Source organism: Streptomyces antioxidans (genome assembly GCF_000968685.2).
Taxonomy (GTDB): domain Bacteria; phylum Actinomycetota; class Actinomycetes; order Streptomycetales; family Streptomycetaceae; genus Streptomyces; species Streptomyces antioxidans.
This window is the reverse complement of the sequence record NZ_LAKD02000006.1, coordinates 137,891-162,760: the sequence shown is the minus strand read 5'-3', so window position 1 is coordinate 162,760 and position 24,870 is coordinate 137,891. Positions and strand designations below refer to the sequence as shown.

The 24,870-nt window shown below is 72.4% G+C and carries 18 protein-coding genes, 2 pseudogenes and 1 riboswitch; of the genes and pseudogenes, 11 read left to right on the top strand and 9 right to left on the bottom strand.

Going from position 1 to position 24,870, the window contains the following annotated elements; translation table 11 throughout:
• Nucleotide 1 precedes the first annotated feature (1 nt).
• The 5 genes from glpK to VT50_RS05615 are packed head-to-tail and all read left to right on the top strand — an operon-like array spanning nt 2 to nt 4,952.
• Nucleotides 2–1,501: a glycerol kinase GlpK gene (gene glpK, locus VT50_RS05635; protein ID WP_046088736.1), complete on the top strand. Its 1,500-nt coding sequence runs from the start codon at nt 2–4 to the stop codon at nt 1,499–1,501.
• A gap of 50 nt (nt 1,502–1,551) precedes the next feature.
• Nucleotides 1,552–2,514, top strand: coding sequence for a shikimate dehydrogenase (locus VT50_RS05630; protein ID WP_046088735.1), 963 nt, complete (start codon nt 1,552–1,554; stop codon nt 2,512–2,514).
• Nucleotides 2,511–3,092, top strand: coding sequence for a glucose-6-phosphate isomerase (locus tag VT50_RS05625; protein ID WP_046088734.1), 582 nt, complete (start codon nt 2,511–2,513; stop codon nt 3,090–3,092). Before VT50_RS05630 ends, VT50_RS05625 begins: the two co-directional genes overlap by 4 nt.
• Nucleotides 3,080–4,018, top strand: a complete 939-nt coding sequence (locus VT50_RS05620; RefSeq protein WP_206269345.1) for a phosphoglycerate dehydrogenase — start codon at nt 3,080–3,082, stop codon at nt 4,016–4,018. The genes VT50_RS05625 and VT50_RS05620 overlap by 13 nt, the downstream gene beginning before the upstream one ends.
• A gap of 16 nt (nt 4,019–4,034) precedes the next feature.
• Complete coding sequence (locus VT50_RS05615) at nt 4,035–4,952, top strand: MurR/RpiR family transcriptional regulator (protein WP_046088732.1); 918 nt, start codon at nt 4,035–4,037, stop codon at nt 4,950–4,952.
• Nucleotides 4,953–4,980: 28 nt separating this feature from the next.
• Here the strand turns inward: VT50_RS05615 and VT50_RS05610 are convergent, their stop codons facing one another.
• From VT50_RS05610 to VT50_RS05600, 3 genes are all read right to left on the bottom strand, one after another.
• Nucleotides 4,981–5,562 carry a hypothetical protein gene (locus tag VT50_RS05610; RefSeq protein ID WP_046088764.1) on the bottom strand — a complete coding sequence of 194 codons (582 nt, stop codon included), beginning with the start codon at nt 5,560–5,562 and terminating at the stop codon, nt 4,981–4,983.
• A gap of 62 nt (nt 5,563–5,624) precedes the next feature.
• Entirely contained in the window at nt 5,625–6,764 is a 1,140-nt protein-coding gene (locus VT50_RS05605) for an acyl-CoA dehydrogenase family protein (protein WP_046088731.1), read from the bottom strand.
• Between the two features lie 50 nt (nt 6,765–6,814).
• Entirely contained in the window at nt 6,815–10,339 is a 3,525-nt protein-coding gene (locus VT50_RS05600) for an indolepyruvate ferredoxin oxidoreductase family protein (RefSeq protein ID WP_046088730.1), read from the bottom strand.
• 184 nt (nt 10,340–10,523) lie between these two features.
• Here VT50_RS05600 and VT50_RS05595 point away from each other — a divergent pair, with 184 nt between their 5' ends.
• Nucleotides 10,524–10,964 (top strand): Lrp/AsnC family transcriptional regulator, encoded by a 441-nt coding sequence (locus VT50_RS05595; RefSeq protein ID WP_046088729.1) that lies wholly within the window; start codon nt 10,524–10,526, stop codon nt 10,962–10,964.
• Nucleotide 10,965: 1 nt separating this feature from the next.
• Here the strand turns inward: VT50_RS05595 and VT50_RS05590 are convergent, their stop codons facing one another.
• A complete protein-coding gene (locus VT50_RS05590) occupies nt 10,966–11,511 on the bottom strand; it encodes a MarR family winged helix-turn-helix transcriptional regulator (protein ID WP_046088728.1) in 546 nt (181 codons plus the stop codon).
• Between the two features lie 135 nt (nt 11,512–11,646).
• On the opposite strand from VT50_RS05590, the gene VT50_RS05585 reads away from it, so the two are divergent.
• Nucleotides 11,647–12,711, top strand: coding sequence for an alkene reductase (locus VT50_RS05585; protein ID WP_046088727.1), 1,065 nt, complete (start codon nt 11,647–11,649; stop codon nt 12,709–12,711).
• A 33-nt stretch (nt 12,712–12,744) separates the two neighbouring features.
• Here the strand turns inward: VT50_RS05585 and VT50_RS40240 are convergent, their stop codons facing one another.
• Nucleotides 12,745–12,966: a hypothetical protein gene (locus VT50_RS40240; protein WP_046088726.1), complete on the bottom strand. Its 222-nt coding sequence runs from the start codon at nt 12,964–12,966 to the stop codon at nt 12,745–12,747.
• Between VT50_RS40240 and VT50_RS05575 the strand changes: the two genes are divergently transcribed.
• The gene (locus VT50_RS05575; protein WP_075200475.1) at nt 12,967–13,575 is read left to right on the top strand and encodes an MmyB family transcriptional regulator; all 609 of its coding nucleotides are present in this window, start codon (nt 12,967–12,969) and stop codon (nt 13,573–13,575) included.
• Here the strand turns inward: VT50_RS05575 and metE are convergent.
• From metE to VT50_RS05555, 4 genes are all read right to left on the bottom strand, one after another.
• The gene (metE, locus tag VT50_RS05570; RefSeq protein WP_046088725.1) at nt 13,516–15,834 is read right to left on the bottom strand and encodes a 5-methyltetrahydropteroyltriglutamate--homocysteine S-methyltransferase; all 2,319 of its coding nucleotides are present in this window, start codon (nt 15,832–15,834) and stop codon (nt 13,516–13,518) included. The two genes, VT50_RS05575 and metE, sit on opposite strands and share 60 nt — an antisense overlap.
• 167 nt (nt 15,835–16,001) lie before the next feature.
• Nucleotides 16,002–16,222: riboswitch (cobalamin riboswitch) on the bottom strand.
• A 150-nt stretch (nt 16,223–16,372) separates the two neighbouring features.
• Nucleotides 16,373–16,582, bottom strand: a complete 210-nt coding sequence (locus tag VT50_RS05565) for a hypothetical protein (protein ID WP_046088724.1) — start codon at nt 16,580–16,582, stop codon at nt 16,373–16,375.
• 126 nt (nt 16,583–16,708) lie between these two features.
• A complete protein-coding gene (locus VT50_RS05560; protein WP_046088723.1) occupies nt 16,709–17,638 on the bottom strand; it encodes a helix-turn-helix domain-containing protein in 930 nt (309 codons plus the stop codon).
• A 165-nt stretch (nt 17,639–17,803) separates the two neighbouring features.
• On the bottom strand, nt 17,804–20,920 hold the full coding sequence (locus VT50_RS05555; protein WP_046088722.1) for an endo-alpha-N-acetylgalactosaminidase family protein: 3,117 nt from the start codon (nt 20,918–20,920) through the stop codon (nt 17,804–17,806).
• Between the two features lie 255 nt (nt 20,921–21,175).
• Between VT50_RS05555 and VT50_RS41275 the strand changes: the two are divergent.
• The 3 genes and pseudogenes from VT50_RS41275 to ileS form a co-directional block, all read left to right on the top strand.
• A pseudogene (locus VT50_RS41275) lies at nt 21,176–21,322 on the top strand (response regulator); the annotation flags it as partial.
• 61 nt (nt 21,323–21,383) lie between these two features.
• Nucleotides 21,384–21,638, top strand: a pseudogene (locus tag VT50_RS05545) (glycoside hydrolase); the annotation flags it as partial.
• Nucleotides 21,639–21,756: 118 nt separating this feature from the next.
• The gene (gene ileS / locus VT50_RS05540; RefSeq protein ID WP_046088720.1) at nt 21,757–24,867 is read left to right on the top strand and encodes an isoleucine--tRNA ligase; all 3,111 of its coding nucleotides are present in this window, start codon (nt 21,757–21,759) and stop codon (nt 24,865–24,867) included.
• Nucleotides 24,868–24,870: the final 3 nt, after the last annotated feature.

The window sequence follows — 24,870 nt, the reverse complement described above, 5'->3', positions numbered from 1 at the left end:
GATGACCCACCGCTATGTCATGGCCTTCGACGCCGGCACCACCAGCATCCGGGCCATCCTCTTCGACAGGGCGGGCGACATCGCCGCGGTCGCCAGCCAGGAGTTCCCGCAGATCTATCCCCAGCCCGGCTGGGTCGAGCACAACCCGCTGGACATCTGGAACACCCAGGTCACCGTCGCCAAGCAGGTGCTGGCCCAGGCCGAGTGCGGCTCCGAGGACATCGCCGCCATCGGCGTCACCAACCAGCGCGAGACGGTGGTGGTCTGGGACCGCGCCACCGGAGAGCCCGTGCACCACGCCATCGTGTGGCAGGACCGCCGCACCGCGGCGCTGTGCGAGGAGCTCAAGGCCCGCGGCCTGGAGGAGCACGTCAAGCGGACCACCGGGCTGATCATCGACGCCTACTTCTCCGCCACCAAGGTGAAGTGGATCCTCGACAACGTGCCCGGTGCCCGGCAGCGCGCCGAGCGTGGCGAGCTCGCCTTCGGCACCGTCGACTCCTGGCTGATCTGGAACCTCACCGGCGGTGCCGCACACGTCACCGACTACACCAACGCCTCGCGCACCATGCTCTTCGACATCACCCGGCTGGACTGGGACCAGCGGCTGCTCGACGAGCTCGACATCCCCCGCGCGATCCTCCCCGAGGTGCGCCCCACCAGTGAGGTCTACGGCCACACCGAGGAGTCGGTGCTGCTCGGCGCCAGGATCCCGGTCGCCTCGGCCGTCGGCGACCAGCAGGGCGCGCTGTTCGGCCAGGCGTGCTTCGACCCGGGCTCGGTGAAGGCCACGTACGGCACCGGGGCCTCGCTGGTACTCAACACCGGCGACACCCCCGTCTTCAGCGGCAGCGGCATGCTCACCACCATCGCCTGGGGCGTGGACGGCGGGGTCGAGTACGCCCTGGAAGGGCTGATCTTCGTGGCCGCCGCCTCCATCCAGTGGCTGCGCGACGAGCTCCAGATCGTCTACGACGCCGAGGACACCGAGTACGCCGCCCTCAACGTCCCCGACACCAACGGCGTCTACGTGGTCCCGGCGTTCGTGGGGCTCGCCGCCCCGTACTGGGACCAGTACGCGCGGGGCGCCATCCTCGGCCTGACCCGCGGCGCCAGCCGCAAGCACGTCATCCGCGCCACGCTGGAGTCCATCGCCTACCAGATCCGCGACGTCATCACCTGCATGGAGGGCGATTCGGGCCTGTCCACCCGGGAGATCAAGGTCGACGGCGGGGCCACCGCCAACAACTTCCTGATGCAGTTCCAGGCCGACATCCTCGACGTCCCCGTGCTGCGCCCCACCGTCATCGAGTCCTCGGCCCGCGGCGCGGCCTTCCTGGCCGGGCTCGCCACCGGGTTCTGGAAGGACCGGGACGAGCTGTCCGGCACCTTCCGGCTCGAGCGCCGCTTCGACTGCGCGATGGACCGCGCACGGGCCGACCGGCTCTACGCGGGCTGGCAGAAGGCGGTGGGCTGCGCCCGGGACTGGGAGGAGCACTGACCCGCCCACCCGGCCCTTAACCCCGCACGGCTCCTCGAAGGAGAACTGACATGCCGCGGACGTATCGCGCCGCCGCCCGCCCGACGATGTACTTCATCGGCGTCACCACCACCAAGTCCTCCATCATGAAGGTCTTCCCGGCGTGGGCGCGCGAGCTGAACCTCGACGCCGTCATCGAGGGCATCGACCTCCCCCTGGACGACACCCCCGAGCACTACCGGGAGGTGGTCGACTTCATCAAGCACGACCCGCATTCGCTCGGCGCACTGGTCACCACCCACAAGCTCAACCTCTACAAGGCCGCCCACGGCCTCTTCGACGGCGTCGGCCGGGAAACCGAGCTGCTGGACGAGGTCAGCAGCGTCTCCAAGCGCGGTGCCGAGCTGTGGGGCCACGCCATGGACCCCGTCACCAGCGGCCTGGCCCTGGAGGCCATCGTGCCCGACGGCTACTGGTCCCGCACCGGGGGCGAGCTGCTGCTGCTCGGCGCGGGCGGCTCCTCCCTCGCCGTCACCCTGTACCTCCACAACCGCGGAGCGGCCGGTGGCGACGTCCCCTCCCGCATCGTGGTGACCAACCGCCGCGAGGCCCGGCTGCGCGAGATGCGCACCGTCCACGAACGCCTCGGCTTCACCATCCCCGTCGACTACCGGCTCGCCCCCGAGCCCAGCGACAACGACGCACAGCTGCGGACGCTCTCCCCCGGCTCCGTCGTGGTCAACGCCACCGGACTCGGCAAGGACCGGCCGGGCTCCCCGCTCACCGACGCCGCGCGGTTCCCCGCCGGCGCCATCGCCTGGGACTTCAACTACCGCGGCGACCTGGTCTTCCTGGACCAGGCACGGGCCCAGCGGGACGCCTCCGCGCTGACCGTGGCGGACGGCTGGCTCTACTTCATCCACGGCTGGACCCGGGTCATCGCCGAGGTCTTCCACATCGACATCCCCACCCACGGCCCCGTCTTCGAGCGGCTGTCCCGCATCGCCCGCGACGTCACCAAGGAGCCCGCATGAGCACCACCGCCCCCCGCCCCGCCGTCGTCACCGACTTCAGCCTCGTCACCGGGCTCTCCCGGACCAAGAAGCCGCTCCAGCGCCGCATGTCCGCCATGGCCGGGATGTACGCCGACCAGGAGGCCGCGCGGCGACTGGCCGAAGAGGACGTCCTGGTCTACGAGTTCTTCGACATGGGCGTCCCCCAGAGCTCCGGGGAGGTGGCCTACGGCACCAGCGTCACCTACCCCGGCAAGGTCGGTGACGAGTACTTCATGACCAAGGGCCACTTCCACTCCGTGCTCGACACCGCGGAGATCTACTACTGCCTGCGCGGCCGGGGCCTGATGATGATGGAGAACCCCGAGGGCGATGTGCAGTGGCAGGAATTCACCCCCGGCCAGGGCGTCTACGTCCCCGGCCGGTACGCCCACCGCTCCGTCAACACCTCTCCCGACGAGCCGCTGATCACCTTCTTCGCCTTCCCCGGCCACGCCGGACACGACTACGGCACCATCGAGTCCAAGGGCTTCCGCAAGATCGTGGTCGAGCGCGACGGCGCCCCGGCGGTCGTGGACAACCCGAAGTGGGCGCAGTGACCGACCGGATCGCCGTGACGCCACGCTCGCTGTCCCAGGGCGGCCACCCCGCGCTGGCCGCCCTGGAGGCGGCGGGCTACGACCTGCTGTACCCCACCCCCGGCCGCCAGCCCACCCGCCAGGAGCAGCTGCGGTTCCTGCCCGGGTGTGTGGGCTATCTCGCCGGGGTCGAGCCGATCACCCGCGAGGTGCTGGCCGCGGCCCCCGGCCTCAGGGTCATCAGCCGCAACGGAGTCGGAGTCGACTCCGTCGACCTGACCGCCGCCGCCGAGCAGGGCGTGGCCGTCGAGACCGCCGCCGGGGCCAACGCCCAGGGCGTCGCCGAGCTTGCCATCGCCCTCATGCTCGCCGGGCTGCGCCACATCCCGCCCCAGGACACGGCGCTCAAGGCCGACCGGTGGCAGCGGATCCAGGGCCGCGAGGTGGCGGGGCGCACCCTCGGGGTCGTGGGATGCGGCCAGATCGGCCGCCGGGTGGTGCGGCTCGGCCTCGGGCTCGGCATGTCCGTACGTGCCTTCGACGCGTTCCCGGACCCGGAGTTCACCCCCGCCGGGGACTTCTCGTACACCACGATGGACGATCTGCTCTCCGGTGCGGACGCGGTGACCCTGCACTGCCCGCCCGCGGAGCGGCCACTCATCGACGAGGCCGCCATCGCGGCCATGCGGCCCGGCGCCCACCTGGTCAACACCGCCCGCTCGAGCCTGGTGGACGACGGCGCGGTCCTCGACGCCCTCGAGGACGGCAGGCTCGTCGGGTACGCCACCGACGTGTACGACCAGGAGCCGCCCGCGCCCCACGAGCTGCTCCACCACCCGCGAGTGATCACCACACCCCATATCGGGGGGTACACCGGGGAGAGCGTGGAGCGCGCCACCCGTGCGGCCGTGGAGAATCTGCTACGGGTACTTACCGTCCCTTCCTGAGACCACGGAGCGAGTCATGGCTGTCCCGGCGGATGAGGCCGGCAAGGTGCTGCACCTCATCACCAGCAAGCTGCCCTACCTACCGGGCGCACTGCGCCAGATCGGCGAGTACCTTCTGGCCCACCCCCGGCAGGCGCAGTCGATGACCATCTCCCAGCTGGCCTCGGCGTGCGGCGTGGCCGAGTCGACGGTGTCCCGGTTCGTCCGCGAGCTGGGCATGGACAGCTATCACTCGCTCCGCCTCAGCCTCGCCGAGGCCACCTTCGCCACCCGGTCGGCCGCCGCCGACCGGGACGAGGAGTTCGTCTACGAGGGCATCCTCCGCGGCGACGAACCCCCCGCCATCGTGGGCAAGATCGAGCGCAGCAGCCGCCAGACGCTGACCCAGACCGCCAAGCAGGTCAGCGGCGACGCCATCAGCCGGGCCGTCGATCTGCTGCACGCGGCGGACGCGGTGGTGTTCTGCTGCATGGGCTCCTCCAGCATCGCCGCGGAGGAGGGGGTCATGCGGTTCACCCGCGCGGGTAAGAAGTGCCTGCTCTACCGGGACCAGAGCGTGCAGGTCATGCTGGCCACCATCCTGACGCCACGGGATGTGCTCATCGGCATCAGCGACTCGGGCAAGTCCACCGCCATCGTGGACGCCATGCGGCTCGCCCGGCAGACCGGCGCCACCTCCATCGGCATCACCTCCGTCCAGGACAGCCCGCTGGCGGAGCTCAGCGATGTGCCGCTGTTCACCTCCAACGTCGCGGGGGAGGGGCTGTACGGGGAGTCCGTCACCTCGAAGTGGGGCCAGCTGCTGCTGATCGACATCCTCTACGCCAGCTACGCGGCGCGTCACTTCGACGACACCCTCCACCACCTCAAGGAGACCTACGAGGCGGGCATCCGCCACTCCCGTTCCCCCGGAAGCCCGCCCGCGCAGGGCTGACCACCGAGCGGGTGACCGCCGGGGCAGGTCACCCGGACACGATCCGCAGGGCCGCCGTGCCGTCCTCCCCGGCGGCCATCAGGATCACCACGGCGCCGGGCTGGGCGGACGGCTGCATGGTGCTCACCCTGCCGCACACATTGCTGCTGCCGCGGTCGCGCAGCACGGTCACGCACCCCTGGCCGGGGCCGCTCGCCCCACCCCGGGAGCGGTTGCCGCCCGACGTCACCGTGTACGTGACCTTGTTGGGGCCGAGCTCGTCCACGGTCAGCGTCGCCGGACCGGCCGGGCCCTCGAAGGGGACCGTCACCCGCTGGGACACCGCGATCGCGCAGTCGCCGTCCGCGCAGTCGGCGATGTCACCCCCGTCCGCCGCCGCCGACGCCGAGGGCGCCGCCGAGGCGCTGAGCCCGCCGGAGGGGCTGTCCGAGGGCTGTGCGGAACGGGACTCCGACGGGTTCCCCCGGTGCGGGGGCACCCCGTCGGCCGTGTCCGGCGGCCCTCCGCAACCGGCCACGGTCACAGCGGTCAGCACCGCCGCCACCGCCGCCGTACGGCCCGATCCCGGCTGATGCGCTCGCGCCCCGCGCGTTCCACGTACCGATGTCATGGTGGTCATCATGACCCGGTCCGCCCGGTGTGTCCGGGTGCGACATTCCGTCACGGGGCCGGTCAGGGGGCGAGTTGGCGGCTGATGATGAGCCGCTGGATCTGGTTGGTGCCCTCGAAGATCTGCATGATCTTCGCCTCGCGCATATAGCGCTCCACGGGGAAGTCGCGGGTGTAGCCGTAGCCGCCGAAGACCTGGACGGCGTCCGTGGTCACCTTCATGGCGGCGTCGGTCGCCGTCAGCTTGGCCACGCTGGCCTGACGGGTGTACGGGCGCCCGTGGTCGCGGCGGCGGGCCGCGTCCAGATAGGTGGCGCGCGCGGAGTCGACCGCCGCGGCCATGTCGGCCAGCAGGAAGCCGAGCCCCTGATGGTCGATGATCCTCCGGCCGAAGGCGGTGCGTTCATGGGCGTAGCCGACCGCGGCGTCCAGGGCGGCCTGGGCGAGCCCGGTGGCGCAGGCGGCGATGCCCAGACGGCCGGAGTCCAGTGCGCTGAAGGCGATGTGGAGCCCCTTTCCCTCGCCGCCGATCAGCCGGTCGGCGGCGAGCAGGGCGTCGTCCCAGAAGGCGGAGGTGGTGGGGATGGCGTGCAGGCCCATCTTCTCCTCGGGCCGCCCGAAGCTGAGGCCGTCGGTGTGGCCGGGCGCGAAGAAGCAGGAGATGCCGTTGCTGCCGGGGCCGGTGCGGGCGAACAGGGCGTAGAAGTCCGCCTTGCCGCCGTGGGTGATCCACGCCTTGGCGCCGTTGATCAGGTAACCGTCGGGGGTCTTCTCGGCACGGCAGGTCAGGGCCACCGCGTCGGACCCGGCCTGGGGTTCGGACAGGCTGTACCCGCCGATGAGCCGGCCGCCGAGGATGTCCTCCGCCCAGCGCTCGCGCTGCTCGGTGGCGCCGAAGGTGAGCAGGGGGAAGGCGGCGAGGGTGTGGACGCTGGTGGCGATGGCGACGGCGGCCCAGCGCGCGGCCAGCTCCTCCAGGACCTGGAGGTAGACCTCATAGGGCTGGCCGCCCCCGCCGAACTCCTCCGGGTAGGGCAGGCCCAGCAGCCCGGCGTCGCCCAGCAGGCGGAACAGCCCCTCGGGGTAGGTCTCGGCGCGTTCGTGCTCCTCGACGCGGAGGGCCAGCTCCTTGTCGGCGATCTCGCGGACGAGGTCGAGCAGGTCCTCGGCCTCACGGGTGGGAAGCATGCGGTCGACGGGCATGAGGGGCGCTCCTGTGGTGCGGGCGGGCGAGGACGGGTGCTGAGCCGGGGTCAGACGGAGACGGCCGCGGCAGCGTCGGCGGTTGCGGTCAGATCATCCAGGGCCCCGCGGGCCGTGGCACGGAACTCCTCGACCCGGGCCAGCTTGATGTCCTCGTAGCCGCGGACGGCCTCGACGAGCCGCACCAGGTCCTCCACGGCGGTGGCGTTGCCGGGCGTCAGACGGGCGAGGGCGGCGTGGACCAGGCGCGGGTACTCCTCGATCAGCGCCCGCTCCTGGCGGCGCACCTCGGCGTATCCGAAGAGGTCAAGGCGGGTGCCCCGGAGCCGCCGCAGGGCGCGCAGCAGCGAGAAGAGCGCGGGCGCCGTGCGGCGGAGCCGGATCTTGCGCTTCATGCCCAGCGCGCGCAGCGCCGGAGGGTGCAGCAGCACGGAGACGGTGGCGTCGGGACCGAACTCGTCCGCGACCCTGGCCCGTTCCACGGTGTCCAGATGCAGCCGCGCCACCTCGTACTCGTCCTTGTACGCCATGAGCTTGTGCAGCCCCTCGGCGTAGGCGGCGGCGATGCGCCCGCCCGCCTCGTCACCGGCCCGCCGCCGGGCCAGCGCGGCGACCCGCTCCACCTCGGCGGCGTACCGCTCGGCGTAGGCCCGGTCCTGATAGGAGATCAGGTCGGCGGCGCGCAGGGCGATGGCGTCCTGGAGCGTTCCGGGCCGGGCGGCGGTGGCCGCGATGGTGTGCGCCTCCGGTGTGACCTCCAGGACCGGCCGCTCCGGTGTGGCCAGGGCACGCCGTACGGCCTCGGGGTCGAGGGCGGCGGCGCGCCCCCAGCGGAAGGCCGCCAGGTTCTTCTCCGCGGCGGCGCCCAGCCGGATCGCGCCCTCGATGGCGTCCTCCGTCAGCGGGATGCAGCCGCGCTGGAAGGCGGCTCCGACCAGGAGCACATTGGTCGGCATGTGATCGCCGAACAGCGCCTCGGCCATGCTCTGCGCGTCGAGGTAGAGATTGTCCCCGGGCCGGGTGGCCGACTCGATCCGCTCCAGGGCGTCGTCCGGGGAGCCGGGCACGACGACCCGGTTGGTCACCATGGCCGCCGTGGGGACGATGGCGGAGTTGACGACGGCGATGGTGTGGCCGGGGCGGGCGATGCGCAGATTGGTGTCGGCCGCCGCACCGAGCAGATCGAAGCCGATGAGCACGTCGGCCATCGCCCGGGAGGCGCGCACGGCGCCGGTGACCGGAGTGGCCGAGATCCGTACGTCACTGACGACCGGCCCGCCCTTCTGGGCCAGCCCCGTCTGCTCGAGCCCCGCCGCGTAGCGGCCGTCGAGCTGGGCGGCCCGCTGGAGGATCTGGGAGACGGTCACCACCCCGGTGCCGCCGATGCCGGGCATCCGCAGCAGTGTGCTGTCCCCGGTCACCGCCGGGGTGGGCGCGGTCAGGGCCACGGGCGGCCGGGGCACGGACGTCGCCTTCGCCCGGGTGGTCTTCGGCGCTTTGGTGGTCTTCGCCGTCTTCGGTTCGACGAGGAGGAAGGAGGGGCAGTCGCCCTTCAGGCAGCTGAAGTCGGAGTTGCAGGACGCCTGGTGGATCCGGGTCTTGCGGCCGAAGGCGGTGTCCACGGGCTGCACCGAAAGACACGTGGACACGTCCCCGCAGTCGCCGCAGCCCTCGCAGACCCGCTCGTTGATGACCACCTTCTCGGCGGGGGTGGGCAGCTGACCGCGCTTGCGCAGACGGCGCTCCTCCGCGGCGCAGCGGTCGTCATGGATGAGCACGGTCACGCCGTCGGTGGCGGCCAGCTCCTCCTCGGCCCCGGGCAGATCGTCCCGGTGGCGCACCGTGGCGATCGGGTCGAGGCGTACGCCGCGGTAGTCGGCCGGTGCCGCGGTGGTCACCACGACCTTCCGCACGCCCTCCAGGGCGAGCCAGCGGGTCAGCGCCGGGACGTCCAGTCGCCCCTCGGGCCGCTGACCGCCCGTCATCGCCACGGCGTCGTTGTAGAGGAGCTTGTACGTCATGGTCACGCCCGCGGCCACCGCCGCGCGGATGGCGAGCGAGCCGGAGTGGTGGAAGGTGCCGTCGCCGAGGTTCTGCACGAAGTGCCGGTCGTCGGTGAACGGGGCCAGCCCGATCCACTGGGCGCCTTCGCCGCCCATCTGGGTCAGCCCGATCTGGTGGCCGCGGCCCGCGCCATCGAGGGCGATCATGGCGTGGCAGCCGATGCCCGCGCCGACGAGGGTGTCATCTGCGGTGCGGGTGGAGGTGTTGTGCGGACAGCCGGAGCAGAAGTAGGGCGTGCGCTCCGACACGGTGGGCAGCGCGATCCGGGGCGCGGGCGGCGGTGCCAGCGAGGCCAGCCGGGCGGTCGCGGTCCGCGGCAGCCGGTCCTGGCCGATGCGCTGGGCCAGGGCCCTGGCCACGTCCTCGGCCCCGAGGGTGCCGTGGGCGGTGAGCAGCGGCCGGCCGTTCTCGCCGTGGCGGCCGACCACCACGGGTGCGTCGGCGCTGCCGTACAGGGCGGCCTTGAGGTGCCGTTCGAGGAAGGGCACCTTGTCCTCGACGACCAGGACCTGGTCCAGATCGCCGGTCATGGCCACCAGGTCCTCGTCGCAGAGCGGGAACGGCATCGCCAGCCGGATCAGCCGCACCCCCAGGGCCTCCATGTCCGCCTCGCCGATCCCGAGGTCGGCCAGGGCGCGCCGCACCACGGCGTAGGAGGTGCCGGAGGCCACCACGCCCAGGGTGGCGTGCGCGGCGCTGGAGGTGACGCGGTTCAGTCCGGCCGCACGGGCGTAGGCGCGCGCCAGGTCCAGCCGGCGGGTGAGCATGTCGTGTTCGGCGTCCAGGGACGCGGGGCCCACGAGGGTGGGCGGCGCACCGCGCGGAGCGGCGGGCGGGGCGGGGATATCGGGCCGGAGCGCGTCGAGGTCGACGACCGCCGAGGCGTCCGCGATATCCGCGACGATCTTCAGCCCGGTCCAGAGGCCGGTGGCGCGGGACAGGGCCACGGCGTGCAGTCCGAATTCGAGGATCTCGGGCACGGAGCCGGGCGCGAGCAGGGGCATGGCCAGGCTCTGGCACATCGGCTCGCAGGAGCTGGGCACGGTCGAGGATTTGCTGCCGGGGTCGTCGCCGATCCAGGCCACTGCGCCGCCCCGCGCCGCCGTACCGGCCACCGTCCCGTGTCGCATCGCGTCGGCCGCGCGGTCAAGGCCGGGGTTCTTGCCGTACCAGAACCCGGTCACCGCCTCGTGGCGGCGTCCGGGCACCTGCCCCAGCAGCTGCGTTCCGGCCACGGCGGTGGCGGCCAGCTCCTCGTTGAGCCCCGGCCGGAACACCACACCGGCGGGGTCGAGGAGGCGACGGGCCCGGTCCAGCTCCAGATCGACCCCGCCCAGCGGTGACCCCGGATAGCCGGAGACGAACGCACGGGTGTCCAGACCGTGCGCCTCGTCCATCCGGCGCTGTTCGAGGGTGAGCCGGACCAGGGCCTGGATGCCGGAGATCAGTACCCGCCCGCTGCGGGCCGTGTAGGGGGCATCGGGCGAAACCGCGGCGGGGTCGGTGCTCACGTGAGCCTCCTCGGCGTAACGGGGGTCGGCTCAAGGACAGCAACACCCTCCCGGGGAGCACAAGTAACTTGCGACCGATCCGGAAGAAGACGCAAACTACCGGAGAAATTCGCGAGGTCGACTAAAAGAGTTTGCGCGCACCGAGCGGGTTGCGCGGGCGCGCATGGCGCGGAGCGGAGGACCGATGCCCGAATTCGACGATGTGGACCGGCAGTTGCTGCGCATGCTGCGCGAGGACGGCCGGTGCACCTTCTCCGAGATGGCGCCCGAGGTGGGGCTGTCGGTGGCCGCGGTCAAGCGCCGGGTGGACCGGCTCAAGGACACCGGGGTGATCAAGGGCTTCACGGTGCAGATCGACCACACCAAGCTCGGCTGGGGCATCGAGGCGTTCGTGGAGCTGTCCTACACGGGGACGACACCCGTCGGGGAGATCGTCCGCACCTGCTACACGGTCCCCGAGGTGCAGGCCGTCTTCACCATCGCCGGTGACCCCGACGCACTCGTCCACGTCCGGGTGCGGGACATCGAGCATCTGCAGCAGGTCATCGACGGTCTGCGCCGGGTCGGCCAGGTCACCGGCACCAAGACGCTGATGGTGCTGGGCTCGTGGACACGCACCGCCTGACCTAGGGCAGCCCGGGGTTCCCGGGGCCTGCGCCCTCTTCGGCCTCTTCGCCTGTTTCCGCTTCTTCCGCGGCGAGGTTCTTCTCGACCTTCATGAGGATCCTGGCGAAGGCCTCGCGCTCCCCGTCGTCGAGCCCGTCCAGGATGTGTCCTTCCAGCCGCGCCCAGGCCTCCGCGACCTTGGGCCGCAGGGTGTAGCTCTCCTCCGAGGCCCGGACGAGCATGACGCGCCGGTCATGCGGATCGCGGGCGCGGACGACATGCCCGCCCTGCTCCAGCCGCCGCAGCATCAGGGTCACGGTCGACGGGTCCAGGTCGAGCGCCCTCGCCAGCTCCGACTGCCGGACCGACCCCGCGTCCCACAGGGTCATCATCAGGAATTCCTGGCCGGAGCAGAGGCCGGTGGGACGCAGCAGCCTGCCCCCGGCGAGGCGGTGCAGACGGGACACCCGCGCCAGGGTCTGGCTGACGCGGCCGCCGTATCCGGCCTCCGCCGCGCCGGTGGGCCCGACCTCCGCCGCGCCGGTGTGCGGGAGCTGTGTGGTCATGACGCCAAGGCTATCGTGGCCGGCCAACCATTGGTCAACCAATGAATGGACTACGGTGGCTCCCGGTCAGTTCGTTGGTCGCCCAATGAACTCAGCCCGTCCATCAGCATGCCCTCCGACCCCCCGGGAGCCGTTGTGTCCACACCCTTCGATCCGATCGACCTGGCCGGGCTGCGCCTGCGCAACCGCCTGGTCATGCCCGGAATGGGGCGCGCCCGCGCCTTCGGGCCCGGCAACACGGCCACCGACTCGATGGCCACGTACTACGCGCAGCGGGCCACGGCCGGGCTGATCATCACGGAGGGGTCCCAGCCGTCGGTCGTCGGCCAGGGCTTCCCCAGCACCCCGGGCCTGCACACTCCCCAGCAGATCGACGCCTGGCGCCGCGTCACCGACGCCGTGCACGCCGAGGGCGGCACGATCTTCGCCCAGATCTCGCACGTCGGCAGGGTCGGCGATCCCGACCTCCTGCCCGACGGACTGATACAGGTGGCCCCCTCGGCGATCGCCGCGCCCGGCCAGCTGTTCACCTTCCGAGGGATGAAGGACTTCACCACCCCACGCGAACTGACCTCCCAGGACGTGCGGGAGACGATCGCCGACTTCGCCCAGGCGGCGCGCAACGCCATCGAGGCGGGGTTCGACGGGGTCGAACTGCACGCCGCCTACGGCTACTTGCTCCACCAGTTCCTGGCCCCCAACTCCAACCGGCGCACCGATGAGTGGGGCGGCTCGGTGGAAGCCCGGGTCCGGTTCGCCGCGGAGGTGGCCGCGGCGGTGTCCGAGGCCATCGGCGCCCGGCGCACCGGGATACGGATCTCGCCGGGAACGGGCTACAACGGCGTGGAGGAGCCCGACCCCGAGCCCACCTACGTCCACCTCACCCGCAGGCTGAGCGAGATCGGCCTGGCCCATCTGCACGTCGTGGAGGACTCGCGCGACCTGACCGGCATCCTCCGCAAGGAGTTCTCCGGCACCTTCATCCTCAACCCCGCGACGGAGGGATTCACCAGCGCCGATGAGCTGGCCCTCATCGAGGACGGCACGGCCGACATGATCTCCTTCGGCGCACTGTTCCTCGCCAACCCCGACCTGCCCGCCCGTCTGCGAGCGGGCGGCCCGTACAACACCCCCGACCAGAGGACCTACTACGGCGGCTCCGACAAGGGATACATCGACTACCCCACTCTGACCGGCTGACCACCCGGCCGCCGAGAGGCCGCGTCAAACCGGTCAGGCCACGGGTGCCACGGTGAACCGCTCGACGGCGTCCCACAGTTCGCGCTCGCGCCGCGGGTCGTAGGACTCCTCCGAGGACCGCGCCACCCGGGCGCGGTCGACATAGGAGCCGGTCGGTGCCGCGGTCGTGCCCTCCAGCTGTCCCGCGCCGAACGCGACCAGCTGTACCTGAGCGCCGGGCTGCTGCCGCCGAGGGACGGGACCGTCAGCTCCCACGTGCCCCCGGGCATCCCACGGCTCGCGGCGCGCCTGGGCGACGTCCCGATCGGGGTGTTCACCGCCGACTGGACCCTGGTGTGGTGGAACGCCCTGTGGAGCGCCCTGCACGGCGATCCCGCCGTCCTCCCGGCCGCCGAACGCAACCTGGCCCGTGCCCTGTTCGGCACCGGCGCCGCCCACGCCCCGGCGCTCCGCGTCCACTCCGAGCGCGGACCGGACACCTTCGAAACCTCGATCGTGGCCGACCTCAAGGACGCCGTCTCCCGCTACCCCGCCGACACCCGGCTCGCCCGTCTGGTGCGGGAGCTGCGTGCGGAGTCCGAGGCCTTCGCCCGGCACTGGGCGACCCGGACGACCGCCGCCCAGCACACCTCCGACCGCAAGACGATCCGGCATCCGGAGATCGGCGACATCCTCCTCGACTGCGATGTGCTCATCGTCCCCGGTGCGGATCTGCGCATGGTCACCTACACGGCGGCGACCGGGAGCAGCGACGCGGGCAAGCTGGACCTGCTGCGCGTCACCGGCCCCGGCCGCCCTTCCGGGTCAGGACGCGGGCAGCTCACCACGGACCGTGCGGGCCGCGGTGACCAGGTGGCCCAGTGAGGCGCGGGTCTCCGGCCAGCCGCGGGTCTTCAGACCGCAGTCGGGGTTGACCCACAGCCGCTCGGCGGGGATGGCCTTCAGGCCCGTCCGCAGCAGTTCGGCCGCCTCCTCCGCGCTGGGCACCCGCGGCGAGTGGATGTCGTACACCCCGGGCCCGGCCTCCCGGGGATAGCCATGGGCGGCGAGTTCGCGGGCCACCTGCATGTGGGAGCGGGCGGCCTCCAGGCTGATGACATCGGCGTCGAGGTCGTCGATCGCCTGGACGATGTCGCCGAACTCGGCGTAGCACATATGGGTGTGGATCTGGGTGCCGGGGCGTACGCCGCCGGTGGTGAGCCGGAAGGCCTCGGTCGCCCAGGCCAGGTAGCCGGGCCGGTCGGCGGTGCGCAGGGGCAGGGTCTCGCGCAGCGCGGGCTCGTCCACCTGGATGACCGAGGTCCCGGCCGCCTCCAGGTCGTTCACCTCGTCGCGCAGGGCGAGGGCGACCTGGCGGGCGGTGTCGCCGCGGGGCTGGTCATCGCGGACGAAGGACCAGGCGAGCATGGTGACCGGGCCGGTGAGCATGCCCTTGACCGGGCGGTCGGTGAGGGACTGGGCGTAGGAGGTCCAGCGCACCGTCATCGGCTCGGGGCGGGAGATGTCTCCGGCCAGGATCGGCGGCCGGACGTAGCGGGTGCCGTACGACTGGACCCAGCCGTGCTGGGTGGCCAGATAACCGGTGAGCTGTTCGGCGAAGTACTGCACCATGTCGTTGCGCTCGGCCTCGCCGTGCACCAGCACGTCCAGACCGGTCTTCTCCTGGAAGGAGATCACCTCCTGGATCTCGGCCCTGATGCGCTCCTCGTACCCGGCGGTGTCGATCCGGCCCTCGCGCAGATCGGCGCGGGCGGTGCGCAACTCGCCGGTCTGCGGGAAGGAGCCGATGGTGGTGGTCGGCAGCAGCGGCAGCTGGAGGTGGGCGCGCTGGGCGGTGGTGCGCTCGGCGTACGGCTGGGAGCGGCGGGCGTCGGTCTCGGTGACCGCGGTGGCGCGGGCGCGGACGGCCGGGTCGCGGGTGATGGGGGAGCCAGCGCGGGATGCGAGGTCGGCACGGTTCGCGGCCAGCTCGGCGGTGATCGCGCCGGTGCCGCGGGCCAGGCCCCTGGCGAGGGTGACGACCTCCGCGGTCTTCTGCCGGGCGAAGGCCAGCCAGCGCAGGATCTGCGGTGCGATGTCCCGCTCGGCCGTGGTGTCGAGGGGGACGTGCAGCAGCGAGCAGGAGGCGGCCACATCGACCCGGTCCGCGAGGCCCAGCAGGGTGCCGAGCGTGGCCAGGGACTTCTCCAGGTCGTTGACCCAGATGTTGCGGCCGTTGACGACCCCGGCGACCAGCCGCTTGCGGGGCAGCCCGCCGACGGCGGCCAGGTCCTCGAGGTTGCCGGCCGCCGCCTCGGTGAAGTCCAGGGCCAGCCCCTCGACCGGGGCCTTGGCCAGCACGGACAGCGCCTCGCCGAGACGGTCGAAGTACGAGGCGACCAGCAGCTTCGGGCGGTCGGTGAAGGCGCCCAGCTCGCGGTAGGCGCGCCCGGCAGTGTTCAGCTCGGCCGGGGTGCGGTCCTGGACCAGGGCGGGCTCGTCGAGCTGCACCCACTCGGCACCGGCCGCCCGCAGATCGGCCAGGACCTCGGCGTACACCGGGAGCAGCCGGTCCAGGAGGGTGAGCGGTTCGAAGTCGGCGGGCGCGCCGGGCGCGGGCTTGGCGAGCAAGAGGTAGGTGACGGGGCCGACGAGGACCGGCCGCGCGGTCAGCCCGAGGGCGACGGCCTCCTTGAGCTCCGCGACCTGCTTGGCGGAGTCGGCCGCGAACACCGTGTCCGGACCCAGCTCGGGCACCAGGTAGTGGTAGTTGGTGTCGAACCACTTGGTCATCTCCAGCGGCGCCACGTCCTGGGTGCCCCGCGCCATCGCGAAGTACCCGTCGAGCGGGTCGGCGGCGACGGCGTCCCGGTGGCGGCCGGGGATGGCGCCGACCATGACGGTGGTGTCCAGCACATGGTCGTAGTACGAGAAGTCGCCCGTGGGGACTTCGTGGATGCCCGCCCCGGCCAGTTGGCGCCAGGTGGCGCGGCGCAGTTCGGCGGCGGTGGACCTCAGCGCGTCGGCGGTGACGCGGCCCTTCCAGTAGCCCTCGATCGCCTTCTTCAGTTCCCGGTTCGGGCCCTGGCGGGGGTAGCCGTACACGGTGGCCCGTGCTGCCGCGGCTGCGGACTTGGTGGTCACGGAGATCTCCTTCGCGAGATGAATCCCTGAGGTCCCGGCGACGGGAGGAGGGCGCGAAGGGTGGCGGACCGGACGCCACGACCTCGCGCGGCGGGCGCGCGGCCGTCCGTCTGGTACCTGTTCGTCGACCCGCCCTCGAGGTCACCGGGATGTCCGCGCACGGGTGCTCCGCACGCGGGCAGATGGCAGGTCTTCGGACTCACGGGCGCGCCCTCCTCGGAGGACACCTACTGGCCGTCGCTTCCCAGGCCCCTCTCACCGGGCCCAGTGCGTATGACGGCGGTCGTTCCCGCTCACCGCTGCGGGGCAGTCCCGGATTTCCACCGGGTTCCCTCTTGCGACGCGTCCCGCCTGGCGGACGGGGCGAACCAGCTGCACCAGCCAGCGTACGGCATGGAAAACCCCCGGCCGCTTCGGCCGGGGGTTCCGCCCCTCACGGGCTCGTGGAGCCCCCTCACGGGCTCGTGGAGCCCCCTCACGGGCTCGTGGAGCCCCTTCACGGGCTGGGGGAGCCCTTACGGGCTCGTGGAGCAGGGGGTCAGCAGGCGCCGGAGTCCGACCCGCCCACCAGATTGACCGGGACGGTGATGAAGGAGAACTGGTTGCTGGCGCATACGCCGGGGAAGGTGGTGCTGCTGGCGTTGTTGACGGTGACATCGGGGCTGTCCTCCGCCGCGGCACCGGTCGCGCCGACGGCGAGGGACGCGGCGGTGAGGGCGAGCGTGGACAGGGCGGTCCGCAGACGCATGGGAACTCCTTGCTGGGGATGAGCGGCCGGAAATGACCGGCTTCGCAAGCATCGTCCCCCTTTGTCGGTCGGAGTGCGGCCCAACGTCCCCCCAATGGGGGGTAGGCCGCGTCAGGGGCCGCCCCGTCAGCCACCGCTGAGCCGTGCCTCGCCGAGCCGTGCGTCGTCCGGCGGGCCGCAGGGCGGGATCGTCGGCGGCCGGGCCGGGTCGGGGACCCGGTCGGTGAAACCCCCGGGGACCGAGCGGCACTGCTGCTCGCGGAAGCGGACCGGCGCGGTGCCCACGCGGCGGGCGAACAGCCTGCTGAAGTAGGCGGGGTCCTCGTAGCCGACGCGGCGGGCGATGGCGGACACCGGCAGCTCGGTGCCGACCAGGAGCTCCTTGGCCCGGCCCAGCCGGATCCCGAGGAGGTAGTCCTTGGGGCTGCACCCCGCGCCGCGCCGTACCGCGGTGCGCAGTTCGGCCGGGGTCATGCCGTGCCGGGCGGCGTGCTCGGCCACCGACAGCGGCTGGAAGGCGTCCCTGGCCAGCGCCTGGAGCACCGGATGGCCGCCCGAGCCGGTCCCGGCGCGCACCTGGCGCAGGGCGACGAGGAGTTCATGGACGGCGGCGGCCGTCTCGACCTCCAGGAACGGATTGCCCTGGCGCGCGGCGCGGACGATCCGGCCGATGGCCGTACGGGCGGTGGCGGTGTCGGTGAGCGCGACCACCGGGCGGTCCGGGTCGATATAGCCCAGCTCGGCGTACGCGGCGGTGGCGGACCCGGCGAAGTCCACGAACGCCTCGTCCCATCCGGTGTCCGGGTCGGGGGCGTAGTGGTGGGTGACACCGGGGGTGAGCCAGAGCAGCGCGGGCGCGGTGACGGTACGGCGGCGGCCGTCCGCGCCGCGGAACCAGCCGCGGCCCGCGCTGATGACCACCGCCACATGGTGGTCGAGGACCCGCGGGCCGACGACGGGCAGGGCGCCGTGCTGGAGGCCGACACCCAGACACACCAGGCCGAGCCGGTGATGGGCCGGACTGGGTGTGAAGTACCGCATCCAGGTGTGATACATCCGCGGTCCCCTCCGGTCGGCTGCGTCCCCCACCCGCCGATCTTCGTCCACGGAACCGCCCCCTCGCCAGGGGGCGAGAGGGGGCCGTGCGGCGGGGTGGAGGGACACATCACCGGGGGAGGGAGCGGGCCGGGTGGCGGGTGTCGGCCCGCTCCCTGTGCCGTGTCAGTCCAGCTCCTCCACGGTGAAGGAGTCGAGCGTGAACTCCGCGGTGCCGCTGTCGCCGGTCTTGCGCAGCCCCACCCACAGCTCGCCGTCCGCGGGCGCGGTGACGGTGTAGCCATGGGTGGCCCGCCCGGTGGCGGCGGGCAGCGGGGTGCGCTCCAGCTCCCGCGTCCCGGGCCCGTCCACGGCGCTGACCCATGCGTACTGACCGGCCGCCTCGTTGGCGTAGGTCAGGGTCACCCGGTAGCGCCGCCCGGGGCGGAAGCGCGCGGTGTGCGGCACCGTGCGGTAGACCAGGCCCGGGTTCTCACCGCGTGACTTCAGCGACTGGCCGCCCTCGAGCACATCGTCGATCACCTTGCCGTTCCAGCCGGCCTGGGTGTACGGGGCGTGCCGCTGGGCGATATGGGTCCGCGGGTCGGTCACCCCGCCCGCGTCGCCCTTGACGAACGGGCCCCAGCCCTGGGGCACCCGCTCGAAGTCCTCGTACACCAGCGCGCCGGGCTTCGCCGTCCGCCGGGCCCGCACCACCCGCAGCCGGTCGAAGCGGACCCGGGCCCGGCCCGCCGCCACGGCGAGGGTGAGGGTGACCGGGCCACCGCCGTCGGGGACGGTGAAGTGGGTGAACATCCGCTGGAAGCGGGTGCCGTGCTTGCGGTCGGCGGCCATGTGGTTGACGGCGGTCGAGGTCTCGGCCCAGTTCTCCGCGGTGACGCCGTCGGCGGTGTGCACCCGCAGCGCGGCCCGCCGCCGCTCACCGGCCTCCGCCCCCACCTCCACCTGTACGGAGGCCACATAGCCGCCGGGGGCCAGCCGGGCGAGGCGCTGGCCGACGGTGGCCGCCGCGCCCCCGCCGATGACCAGTTCGTAGTCGCCCAGCTCGTTGCGCTCCACGGTGGCCGGGCCGCTGGTCCGCCAGCCGCGCAGCGAACCGGAGTGGAAACCGGGGTCGTACAGCGGGGTGCCCTCGCCCCATCCGGGCGCCGCCTGCGCGGCGGCGGGGGAGCGCAGCACCACATACGGGACGCCGGGCTCGGCGGTGACGCTGATGTGCCCGTCGCGCACCGGCAGGGTGACCGGCTCTGCGCGTCCCTGGTCGGTGAGGCGGTACAGCACCACGGACCGCCGCCCCGACCAGCCGCGCGGCAGCCGCCAACGGGTGGTGCCGCCCGCCGGGTTGTAGTGGTAGAGCTTGGCCGGGTCGGTGGCCTCGCGCGGCTCCCAGGGCAGCAGATAGCCACCGCCGTCGTAGACCAGCCGTCCGTCGGTGGTGATGCGGCGGACGCCGCCGGTGTCGGTGACGGAGGTGCGGCCGGGCCCCTCGAAGGTGATCTCGTGGTCGCCCCAGGTGCGGATGGGGTACGCCTGGAGGTACTTGGCGGGCAGGCTGTGGGTCCAGATGAGCCGGTGGAAGGCGGTCCAGTCGGTCTTGCCGGTCCAGCCCTCGAAGTTGCCCATCCGGGGGATGCCGAGCAGCGTGGGCCACTTGTCCGCGAAGACGTCCTTCTGGTGGTTGCGGATGAAGCGGATCAGCCGGGAGTTGATACCGCGCGAGCTGTCCGGGCCGTAGTCGGTCTCGGTGGCCCAGTGCGACCACAGCGAGGAGCGCTCGAGACCGTGGCCCCATTCGGTGGCCACCCGCCAGCCCTGCTCGCGCAGGGCCCGCTGGAGCCGGTCGGAGTTCCAGCCGGACTCGCGGAAGACATCGAGGTAGAGACCGGCGAGGGCCGGGTCGGTGTCGTTCCGCAGGTCCTGGAAGCGCCGGATGATGTCGCCGGAGACCAGGTCGCGGCGGGGGTCGATGCGGTAGGACTGGTCCAGCCAGTCCCACTGCTCGTCGTCCTTGTCGACCAGGGTCTCGGAGAAGGCGTTGGCCACCGGATAGGACTCGGTGGCGTTGACGTGCACCGCGAAGTCGCTGTTCCAGCGGCGTCCGGAGCGCAGCAGGGTGTTGAGGTCGGCCAGGCCGCCGGCGCGGGTGTTGTAGTTGCCCGCGTAGTCGGGGTGGGCGGAGTCATGGCCCTCCGACTGATAGCCCTTGAGCAGGGTGTACTGCCGCAGTCCATCGGTGGCCAGCGCGATGCGTTTGACGTTGTCGAGGGTGTCGAGGAACGGGTTGGTGGCCTGGCTGGCGAAGTTGAACGGAATGTGCGGGACGACCCGCAGGTGCTGCTCGTCGGCGCCGAGCGGATTGACCATGATGTCGCGGAAGGCGATGGCGGCGTCCTGCCAGTCGACCACGCCGTCGCCATTGCGGTCCCGGGTGAGGACCACGGTGGCCCAGGGCAGCGGCTCGGTGGCGCCGATGGGCGCGGTGGCGGCCCGGTGGGTCCACTCACCGCAGGTGAGCCGGGCGGTGAGCTGCCCGTCCTCGCGCACCGTCTGCCGCCACAGCCGTCCGTTCTCCCAGGTGGTGCCCGCGGTCGGGGAGGGCTGGTCCCAGACCGTGTTGGTCTCGACGGCGGCGGCGAGCCGGTCGGTGCTGACGACGGCGTAGGCGCAGCCGACGGGGGCGCCGTCGGTGGGGGTGTCGTCCGTCAGCCGGACGGTGGTGTCACCGCTCTTGGCCCGGTCGAGGTCGATCCGCGCGGCCAGCAGGGTGGCGCCCGGCTGGTCGGCGCGGACGCAGAGGAACGCGAGTCCGGGGATCCGCAGGGTGCCCACGCGCAGCGCGTCGGTGTCGGTGATCCGGGTGACACGCCACTGGACCTGCCATTCGCTGACCCGGACGCCGATGTCGATCTCAGCACCCCCGTCGAAGGCGAGGGTGTAGCCGATGTGGTCCTGGCCGCCGGTGACGGCGGTGGTGCGGGGGGTGTGTTCGACGCCGTCGATGAGCACCGTACGGACCGGCTCCCGCTGCCCGTGGAGCACCGCGCCGCTCTCGCGGTCGGTGTACGTGATGACCCGCGGGAACTCCGGGTCCACCCGGACCTCCAGCCGCTTCGACCGCAGAGTGCGCTCGGCGGTGCGGGCGGCGTGCGCGGTGGCGCGGGCGTGCGCGGTGGCGCCTCCCGCGCCGATGGCCGTTCCGACTCCGGCCAGTGTGGTGGTGACCACGACCGCTCTGCGGCCGGGCCGCCACTTCTCCGGCCGCCCCTCCTCTGTGTGACTCAACGCGCCGCTCCTCCCTCGCTGGTGGGAACAGTGCTCCACCTTGGGACGGCGGCGGGGCGGCCGCCCATGGACAAGTGCGCGGGGGTGTTGGACTAACGGGCAGCAGTGGCTTAAGAGGGTTCTAAGAGCGTGTTCTGCCAGGGTGGGGGCTGACCTCTGCCCATCCGAAAGGCCCGTGATGTCCGCTGCCGCCGCCTCCTTCCCGTCCGGCCCGGGGAAGCCCACCGACCCCCGGACGGCGGCCGTGCTGGTGGTGTGGACGACGACCCGGAGGTGCGCGCCGCGCTGGTGGACGGGCTGGCCGTGGAGGGGTACGAGGTGTGGGTGGCCGCAGACGGGCTGGCGGCGCTCAGCGCGGTGGCCGCCCAACCGCCGGACGCCATCGTGCTGGACCTGGCCATGCCGGTGCTGGACGGTCCCGCGGTGTGCCGTCGGCTGCGCGGGCTCGGCGACCGTACGCCCGCTCGCCGCGCTCCAGCGGTACTTCGCGCCCCTGCACGAGGCGGCCGGGACCGAGCCCCTGACCGGGTTCCGGGCGCTGACCGCCGACCGCACCGTGCAGCGCACCGTCTTCGGGGACGGCACCCTCACCGTCACCGCCGACTTCGGCAGCGCACCCCACAAGGGCCTGCCCGGTGGCTGTGTGGACGCCAAGCTCCGCGAGGACAGTGCGCCACGTCGGCTGTGCCCGGCGACGGTGCGGGGAACCGCCGGGTAATCGCCCGGCACCACGCGCGGGGACGCCGGTGTTTCCGCGATTACCGGGCATTTCCCATCCCCTCGTTAGAGTCGGCCCTCACTGCACTGCGGGCCGACCCTGCGAGGTTTACTGAGCGATGGCATATCCGATGGCCGGGGCCGACGGCGTACCCGCGAGACCGCACTTCCCCGATGTCGAACTCGACGTCCTGGACTACTGGGAGAAGAACCACATCTTCCAGGAGACCGTGGAAGCGCGGAAGGCCGAAAACGCCGAAGAATTCGTGTTCTACGACGGACCGCCGTTCGCCAATGGCCTGCCGCACTACGGACATCTGCTGGCCGGGTACGCGAAGGACGTGGTGCCGCGCTACCAGACCATGCGCGGGCGCCGGGTCGAACGGCGCTTCGGCTGGACCTCGCACGGGCTGCCCGCGGAACTCGACGCCGAGAAGCAACTCGGCATCACCGCCAAGTCCGATATCGAGCGCATGGGCGTCGAGCGGTTCAACGAGGTGTGCCGTACGACGGTGATGCGCTATACCGGAGAATGGCGCGACTACGTCAATCGGCAGGCCCGCTGGGTCGACTTCGACGAATCCGTCAAAACCCATGACCTCGACTACATGGAGAGCGTCATGTGGGCGTTCAAGACCATGTGGGACAAGGGCCTGATCTATCAGGGCCATTCGGTTTCCTGGTATTGCGCGCACTGCGAGACCCCGCTGGCCAACGCCGAGAGCAGCGGCCGTATCGACGGCAGCGACACCCACCGCGAGGTGCCGGGCACCACCGTGGTGGTGGGCGTGGCGCTGGACGGCGGCGAGCTGCTGCTGGTGGAGTCCGAGCAGCCCTGGGCGCTGCCGGGCGCCACGGCGGTGGCGGTGCACCCCGAGGCCGAGTACGCCGTGGTGGACAGCGGCGGGCGGCGCCTGGTGGTGGCGGCCGACCGGCTCGACGCCCACGCCGGGCTGGTCGGTGGCGGGCCGGTGGTCGCCCGGCACCGCGGTGCCGAGCTGGCGGGCCGCCGGTACACCCCGCTGTTCGACTTCTCCGCCACCGCCGACGACCGCCATGTCGTGGTGGCGGAACGCTCGGTGGACACCGGCGAGGGCACCGGCGCCGTGGCCGTCACCCCGTGTTTCGACGAGCGGGACCACGCCCTCGCCACCGAGCGGGGCATCGGCCGGACCTATCCGGTCGGCTCCGGCGGCCGCTACACCGACGAGGTGCCGCCGTGCGCGGGAGCCCCGGTGCTGGAGTCCACCGGCACCGTGCTCGGCCTGCTGGAGACGGGCGGCGCGCTGCTGCACGACCGGTCGCACACCCGCTCCCGGCCGCACTGCTGGCGCTGCGGCACCCAGCTGCTGCAACACGCCATCGCCACCTGGTTCGTCGCCGTCACCCGGCTGCGCGCCCGGATGCTGGAACTCAACGAGCGGATCAGCTGGACCCCCGAGCATGTGCGCGACGGCCAGTTCGGCAACTGGGTGCGCGGCGCCAAGGACTGGAACATCTCCCGCAACCGCTACTGGGGCGCCCCCATCCCGGTGTGGGTGTCGGACGACCCCGCCCACCCCCGGGTCGATGTGTACGGCTCCCTGGACGAGATCGAGCGCGACTTCGGCGTACGCCCCGGCGATCTGCACCGTCCGTACGTCGACGGGCTGACCCGCCCCAACCCCGACGACCCGTCGGGCCGCGCGGTGATGCGACGGGTGCCCGAGGTGCTGGACTGCTGGTTCGAGACCGGCTCCATGCCGTTCGCGCAGGTGCACTACCCCTTTGAGAACGCCGAGTGGTTCGAGCGCCACTCCCCGGGCGACTTCGTGGTCGAGTACTACGCCCAGACCCGCGGCTGGTTCTACAACATGCACGTCATGTCGACCGCGCTGTTCGACCGTCCGGCCTTCGCCAACTGCACCGTCCTCGGTGTGGTGCTCGGCCACGACGGACAGGCCATGTCCAAGGCGCGCAACAACTACCTCGATGTCAACGACGTCTTCGCCCGCGACGGCTCCGACGCCATGCGCTGGTTCCTCATGAGCTCGCCCCTGCTGCGCGCCCGGGACCTGGAGGTCACCGAGGCCGGGAGCAGGGAGGCCCTGCGCCAGGTGCTGCTGCCGCTGTGGAACGCCTGGCACTTCCTCACCCTGTACGCGGACGACACCGAGGGCCGTGTCCGCACGGACGCCGCTCATCCGCTCGACCGCTATCTGCTGGCCAAGACCCGCGCCCTGGTCGAGCTGACCACCCGCGCGATGGACGACTACGACCTCTCGCGCGCCTGCTCCGCGCTGCGGGACCACCTCGATGTGCTGACCAACTGGTACATCCGCTGCTCCCGCGACCGGTTCACCGCCGGGGACCGCGCGGCCGTGGACACCCTGCACACCGCGCTCGAAACGCTCTCCCGGCTGATGGCACCGCTGCTGCCGCTCATCACCGAACGGATCTGGCGCGGGCTCACCGGTGGCCGGTCGGTGCACCTGACCACCTGGCCCTCGGCGGAGGAACTGCCGCACGACCCGGAGCTGGTGCGGGTGATGGACCGGGTGCGCGAGGTCGCCTCGACCGCGCTCGGCCAGCGCAAGAGCCACCGGCTGCGGCTGCGGCTGCCCCTGGCGCGGCTGGTCATCGCCGACCCCGACGCCCCCGCGCTCGATCCCTACACCGGACTGCTCCGCGACCAGCTCAATGTCAGGGACGTCCAGCTCACCACCGATGTCTCCGCCCACGGCCGGATGCGGCTGACCGTCGACCCCCGCAGGTGCGGCCCCCGCCTCGGCGGGGCGGTGCAGGAGGTCATCCGCGCCGCCGCCACCGACGACTGGACCACGGACGAGGACGGAAACGTCGTGGCCGCGGGGCGGGAACTGCGCACCGGGGAGTACGAGTTGCGGCTCGCCGCCGATGGACCGGGCGCCGTCGCCGCGCTGCCCGGCGGGGCGGGGCTGGTCGTGCTCGATGTCGAGGTGACCGAGGAGCTGGCGGCCGAGGGCGCGGCGCGCGACCTGGTGCGCGTGGTGCAGCAGGCACGCCGCGCGGTCAACCTCGACGTCTCCGACCGCATCGCGCTCAGCGTCGAGCTGCCCGAAGCGGTGGCGGCACGGATCCGGCCCCATGGGGCGCTGCTGATGGCCGAGACCCTGGCCGAGCGGCTGACGTACGGCCCGCTCGCGGGCGCCGGTCACGAGGGCGTCATCGGCGACGGCACCGCGGTCCGGGTGCACATCGACCGGCTCTGACAC